Here is a 4,520-nt window from a genome sequence, read left to right on the forward strand (position 1 = left end):
TCGAGAAGGATATGCGTGCCTTCCTCGATCTCTTCCTTCAGACCATCATAAAGGTCGTCGTGCATCTGCTGCACGAGCTCGTCGTCGGAAAGCTCGGAAAGGATGATCTCGTCGTCGGACATTTTTTCTCGGCGCCAATTGCTCATGAGTGATTTACGGACCGCCGGCACCTTTTGTCAGAGGTGCCGGCGGCAGTTGCTTGCAAGTCTCGGGAGTTATTTCAGGCGTCCAGCCAGACGTTCTGGAAATCCATTTCGTAGGTCTGGTGCATTGAATAGTTCTTCACCTTCTTGCTCATGTGACAGTAGAGCTTCTGCCAGAACGGCTGGATGATGACGCCGGAATCCTGCAGGATCTGCTCGACGTCCTTCATGACCTCCTTGCGCTTGGCGGGATCGGCCAGTGAGAGCGCCTCCTTGAGTTTGGTGTCGAAATCCGGATTCGCGAACGCCGTCTCATTCCAGGCCTCGCCCGAGCGATAGCCGAGCGCCAGTACCTGCACGCCGAGCGGACGCATGTACCAGATGGTCATCGAATAAGGATACTTCGTCCAGTCGTTCCAGAAGGTCGAGCCCGGCAGCACCGTACGCTTCACCTTGATGCCGGCATCGCGCAACTGGCCGGCAATCGCATCGCCGGTGTTCTTCTGCCATTCGTCCTCGACGGTGATCAGCTCATGCTCGAAGTCGGCCTGCCCGGCATCGGCCATCAGCTTCTTGGCTGCGGCGGCATCGCGTGCCTTCTTGGGCAGCGGATAGTATTCGGGATGGATCGGGCTGACGTGGTGGTTCTCGCCGACCGTGCCGCGCCCGGCATAGCCGAGCTGCATGACGGCATCGTTGTCGACGGCCATCTGCAGCGCGTTGCGCACCCGCTGATCGTCATAGGGCTTGTGGGTGATGTTGGTGCGGGCAACGAGCGTGGTCGCCGTCGCGACCTCCGATTTCACCAGATCCATCTTGTCGAGGGCGTCGATGAAGTCGGCCGGCGTTTCGAAATCGAGGTCGATCTCGCCGGAATCGAAGGCATTCAGCGTGGCGTTGAAGTCAGTGCCGTAGTCGATGAACTCGACACCGTCGAGCGGCGTTTCGCCTCCCCACCACTTGCCGTTCTCGCGACGCTTGACGACCGCCTTCTGGCCGACATCGTAGGATACCAGCTCGAACGCTCCGGTGCCGATCGGCTTCTTGATTGGGTCGGCGCCATCCTTGTCGAAGTCGCGATGCACGACCAGCGCCGGATAGTCGGTGAAGCCCGGTATGATCGCGATATCGGCTTCGCTGAGCTTCAGCTTGACCGTATGGTCATCGACCTTGGTGATTGCGCCATCCCTTGCCTTACCGGTCTTGGCGTCGACCAACGCGCCGACGCGGGCGGCCATGGAATTGCCGGACGCCCCCTTCTCGCACCAGCGATTCAGGTTGAAGACCACGTCATCGGCGTTGAAGGCATCGCCATTGTTCCAGGTGACGCCCTTGCGCAGGTGCAGCGTGTATTCGGTGGCGTCGTCGTTGATGTCCCAGCTCTCCAGCAGCACCGGCTCGAAGGTGAACTGGTGCGTGTAGCGGACGAGCGGCTCCAGCCAGCAACGGGTGACGTTCGCCATCTCGGTCCAGTCATAGGTGCGCGGATCCTTCTGCGCCTTGACCGACATCGAGACGTGCAGCGTGCCGCCTTTCTTGGGCTCGTCGGCCAGTGCTTTTGTCGGCGCGGCAAGGCCGATCATGCCATAGGCGAACGCCGTCGACGCGCCGAAGGCGCTGGCCAGGGCCAGGAATTCACGCCTGTCCATGCGGCCCGCCCGCGTTTCTTCTGCCATTGCCTCGATAGCGCCCGGCACGCGGTCGCCATTGCTTCTGAAGAGCGTCATGTTTTCCTCCCTTATGGTTCGTCAGGTTCTTCGCCTGTCTTACTAACTAACGCTGTCCGGCAGTTTTTCCTCACGCCGCGCGATCAAATCCTTGAGACCCTCGGCGATGCCCTCGTCGAGCTTCGGCTCCTCATAGTCGGCCAGCATGTTGCGCGCCTTCTCACGGCCGCGCGTGTCGTGGTCCTTCGCGCCTTCGGCGTTCCATTGCTCGTACGAATTGAAGTCCATGATCGAGGGCATGAAGAAAGCGGACTCGAAATGTTCGAGCGTGTGCTGGGTGCCGAGGAAATGGCCCTGCGGCCCCACCTCGCGGATCGCCGCCATCGCTTCCTTGAAATCGTCGAAGGGAAGGCCGCCGGCATATTTGTACCAGCCGACAAGCTGCTCGCAGTCGGTGGCGAATTTCGAATAGCCGCAGGTCAGCCCCGCCTCCAGCCATCCGGCCGAATGCCAGATGTAGTTGGCGCCGGCGAGGATGGCGGCATGCATCAGCATGTTCGCCTCGTAGCCGGCCTGGGCGTCGTTCAATTTGGAGCCGACATGGAAGCCCGAGGTACGCCACGGCAGTTTATATTTCCTGGCCAGCGCGCCCATCAGATACATCATCTGCGCCGCCTCCGGCGTGCCGCCCATCGGCGCTCCGGTCTTCATGTCCACCGTCACCATGAACTGGCCGTAGATCTGCGGCGAGCCCGGACGCAGCAGCTGGGTGAAGGCGACGCCGGCCAGCGCTTCCGCATTGACCTGCGCCACCGCGCCGACGGCGGAGGCCGAGGTCGAGGCGCCGCACAGAGCGAAGGGCGCCAGGATCAGCGGCTGGTTACTGCGCGCATAGACCTTCATCGCGTCCAGCATGGTGGCGTCCCACACCAGCGGCGAGTTACAGTTGGTGATCGAGACAAGGACCGAATTGTCGCGGACATAGTCCTCGCCGAAGACGATGCCGGCCATCGCCATCGTGTCTTCGGCGCGTTCCTTCGACGTCACGATGCCCATGAAAGGCTTGTCGGAGTGCTTCAGGGCCGAATGGATGATGTGGAGGTGACGCTTCGGGACCGCAATTTCCATCGGCTCGCAGATGACCGAGCTCGACGAGTGCAACGCCGGCGCCATGTAGGCGAGCTTGTGGAAATTGTTGAGGTCGGCGAGCGAGCCGTAGCGCCTGTTGTTGTCGAGGTCACGCACATAGGGCGCGCCATACATCGGCACGAAGATGGAATTCTTGCCGCCAACGCGAACGGTGCGCTCGGGGTTGCGGGCGTTGAGGGTGAATTCCGATGGGACCTTGGAAACCAGCTCCATCAACAGCGCACGGTCGATACGGACGCGTGTTTCCGAGACATCGGCCCCCGCGGCCTTCCACAGGGCGATCGCCTCGTCGTCGCGGAACTCACAGCCCACCTCTTCGAGGATCGCGAGCGACTCCTGGTGGATCAATTCCACCGCCTCGTCGGGAACCATCTGATAGGCGGGGATCTGGCGCACCAGCGTCGGAAACGAGGCTATGGGGGCGCCCCGCATCGCCTTGCGCCCCAGGCGGCCGCCGCTTCTGCGGTTAGCATGTTCGGTCACTGCAACGGCCGGTGCATTCATGACAATTTATCCTCCAACAGCCCGCCAACTTAGCGACAGGAGATATGGCTGTGACGCTGGAAAATCCTGATCGCTTGTATAAACTCTGCTTATGCGAAGCCTGCGCCACCTCCTGCCCTCCGCGGGCAGCCTGATCGTCTTCGAGGCGGCCGGCCGGCTGTCGAGCTTCACCGCCGCCGGGCGAGAGCTCGGCATGACGCAGGCGGCCGTGTCCTATGCCGTGCGCGGACTGGAGGAGCAGCTCGGCGCCAAGCTGTTCCAGCGCCGCCATCGCCAGGTTGTCCTGACGGAGGCCGGCGAGCGCTTCCACGCCGATGTCTCGCTCGGCCTTTCGCATATCCGCAAATCGGCGGAGGACCTGCGCCTGCAGGCGACCGGCGGCCATGTCACGCTGGCCGCGTCGACCGCCTTCGGCTCGTTCTGGATGATGCCGCGCCTGCAGCAATTCCGCGACGAGCTGCCGGGCATCGATCTGCGTATCCAGACCGCCGATCGCGACCTCGACATCATCGCCGAGGGAATCCCGCTCGGCGTGCGCGGCGGCATGCCGCGCGACTGGCCGGACTATCATTCACTGTCGCTCTCCGACGAGGAGATCTTCCCGGTCGCAGGCCCCAGCTACCTCGCCAAATTCAGCAAGCCGAAAACGGTCGAGGAACTCGCCACGCACCGGCTCATCCATCTGGAGGAACCCTATCGCGAGGCGCCGAACTGGGACGAGTGGTTCGCGTCGGCCGGAACCAGTCTGCGCAACGCCGAACGCGGCTTGCGCATCAACGACTATGCGCTGGTGATCCAGGCGGTGATGGAAGGGCAAGGCATCTCGCTCGGCTGGCGGCACCTGGTCGAGCGCCTCGTGGCATCGGGGCTGCTGGTGCCGGTGACGGATCATGTGCTGAGAACCGGCATCGGGTTCTACGTCATCTGGCCAAAGAACCGCGAACTCAGCGACAATGCGCGCAAGGTAAGGGACTGGCTGGTGACACAGGCGTGAGGTCGCCAGCTTCTGCGCTGCCACGCCGGCAGGCCAAAGCGGAGCGCGAGGGATCACGGCGGG

At 62.6% G+C, this 4,520-nt stretch carries 3 protein-coding genes and 1 pseudogene; 1 reads left to right on the forward strand and 3 read right to left on the reverse strand.

Going from position 1 to position 4,520, the window contains the following annotated elements; genetic code table 11:
- The 3 genes and pseudogenes from EN742_RS39595 to EN742_RS25420 all read right to left on the reverse strand — a co-directional run.
- A pseudogene (locus EN742_RS39595) lies at positions 1–122 on the reverse strand (cobalamin-binding protein); the annotation flags it as partial.
- Positions 123–220: 98 nt separating this feature from the next.
- Positions 221–1,870 carry an ABC transporter substrate-binding protein gene (locus EN742_RS25415; RefSeq protein ID WP_127405733.1) on the reverse strand — a complete coding sequence of 550 codons (1,650 nt, stop codon included), beginning with the start codon at positions 1,868–1,870 and terminating at the stop codon, positions 221–223.
- A 42-nt stretch (positions 1,871–1,912) separates the two neighbouring features.
- Positions 1,913–3,463 carry a trimethylamine methyltransferase family protein gene (locus EN742_RS25420; protein WP_127405734.1) on the reverse strand — a complete coding sequence of 517 codons (1,551 nt, stop codon included), beginning with the start codon at positions 3,461–3,463 and terminating at the stop codon, positions 1,913–1,915.
- 91 nt (positions 3,464–3,554) lie between these two features.
- On the opposite strand from EN742_RS25420, the gene EN742_RS25425 reads away from it, so the two are divergent.
- Positions 3,555–4,457 carry a LysR substrate-binding domain-containing protein gene (locus EN742_RS25425; RefSeq protein ID WP_127405735.1) on the forward strand — a complete coding sequence of 301 codons (903 nt, stop codon included), beginning with the start codon at positions 3,555–3,557 and terminating at the stop codon, positions 4,455–4,457.
- Positions 4,458–4,520 lie beyond the last annotated feature (63 nt).

This window comes from Mesorhizobium sp. M4A.F.Ca.ET.020.02.1.1 (assembly GCF_004022645.1).
Taxonomy (GTDB): domain Bacteria; phylum Pseudomonadota; class Alphaproteobacteria; order Rhizobiales; family Rhizobiaceae; genus Mesorhizobium.

Excerpts from the sequence above, each read along its gene's own strand:
- EN742_RS25415 (WP_127405733.1), bottom strand. The coding sequence starts at position 1,870 with ATGACGCTCTTCAGAAGCAATGGCGACCGCGTGCCGGGCGCTATCGAG.
- EN742_RS25420 (WP_127405734.1), bottom strand. The coding sequence starts at position 3,463 with ATGAATGCACCGGCCGTTGCAGTGACCGAACATGCTAACCGCAGAAGC.
- EN742_RS25425 (WP_127405735.1), top strand. The coding sequence starts at position 3,555 with ATGCGAAGCCTGCGCCACCTCCTGCCCTCCGCGGGCAGCCTGATCGTC.